This window comes from Xanthovirga aplysinae (assembly GCF_009711365.1).
GTDB lineage: Bacteria > Bacteroidota > Bacteroidia > Cytophagales > Cyclobacteriaceae > Xanthovirga > Xanthovirga aplysinae.
This window is the reverse complement of record NZ_SMMB01000383.1, coordinates 1-1,344: the sequence shown is the minus strand read 5'-3', so window position 1 is coordinate 1,344 and position 1,344 is coordinate 1. Positions and strand designations below refer to the sequence as shown.

Below are 1,344 nucleotides of genomic sequence, written 5' to 3'. Positions count from 1 at the left end.
TTAATAAATCATGAAAAAATTAATCCTTTTCCTATCTATCTGTTATTGCAGCTCTCAAATATGCCTGGCTCAAGGGAATGACCACAGTACTCAAAGTAACATCACCCTTCAGAAAGACCAAAATCAAACCGTTGAGAACAATAATCAGATTACCGGAAATCTAAATAATCCATCCCTAAGCGCCCGGAACAATGATGGAAATAAACAGTTAAATTTTGCCTCCCTAAAGGGCGATAGTAACAGTGTTCAATTAAATAATATAATTTCAGCTGTCAATGGGGAAATTGCAACAAACAATGATCAAAATACCCAAACCAGTGTCATTTTCATAGATGGAGGAAATAATATAGTTGGAGCTGAGGCAGGAAATTTAGGTAATAATGTGATCCTGGGTACCAACAACGATCGTAACACTCAGAATAATGGCACCTACATTTACGGAAACAGTAATAAAATCATAGACAATAACCTTATTATCGGTGACCGTAACGACAGAAATCACCAAATTAATTTCAACACAATTAAGGGGGATGATAATATCGTTTCCCGGTATAATGTAATCGAGGGAAACAACAATGATGGCAATACACAAAAAAATTGGAACCTCATTGTGGGTAACAACAATACCCTTTTCTTTAATGACACTGAGGCCAGTAACCATATAAGAGGCAACCGTAATGATAGGAATACCCAAATAAATGTAGGCCGCATTTGGGGTAATGGTAATTTCCTGGAGCGCAACAACCTCATTATAGGAAATAATTTTGATGCTATGATAGAGGCCAATAACAATGATGGAAATCTTCAGTTAAATGCTGCCTTTTTAAAAGGGGATGCTCATATTGTCGAGGCCAATAATACCATGTTTTCAACGATTGCAGGTGAAGGTATTACTAACAATGATCATAATACTCAAATCAATTTTTCCATACTAAATGAAAATATGAATATTGTCTTTGTCAATAACCAAATCCAAGGAAACAACAATGATAACAATTCGCAGTTCAGATTAAACCGAATGGGAGGCGGTGTTTCAAATTTTGCTGTAAATAATAACGTGATACAGGGACATAACAACACTGGCAATTGGCAATCCAGTTTTAGTGAAATGGATGGAACTCAAAATTTATCCCAACAGAATAACAGAATAGTGGGCAATAACAATGATAACAACACTCAAATTGATATTGGCCTAGAAGTGGGTAATATGAACTCCAACTCTAATAATAATTTTATTATGCTAAATGGGAATACTCGCAACCGACAAGTGAACCTAACGTTTCAAATTGGGGATGCAAATATGAACATAGAAAATAATCAAATTCTAAGTGGGAACAATAAAAA

Annotated in this window: 1 protein-coding gene; it reads left to right on the top strand. The window is 35.1% G+C overall.

All coding sequences use genetic code 11. The annotated features are described in order from the left end of the window. Window positions 1-10 precede the first annotated feature (10 nt). On the top strand, window positions 11-1,344 hold a 1,334-nt coding region (locus E1171_RS01290), incomplete at its 3' end, for an autotransporter outer membrane beta-barrel domain-containing protein (RefSeq protein ID WP_222931324.1).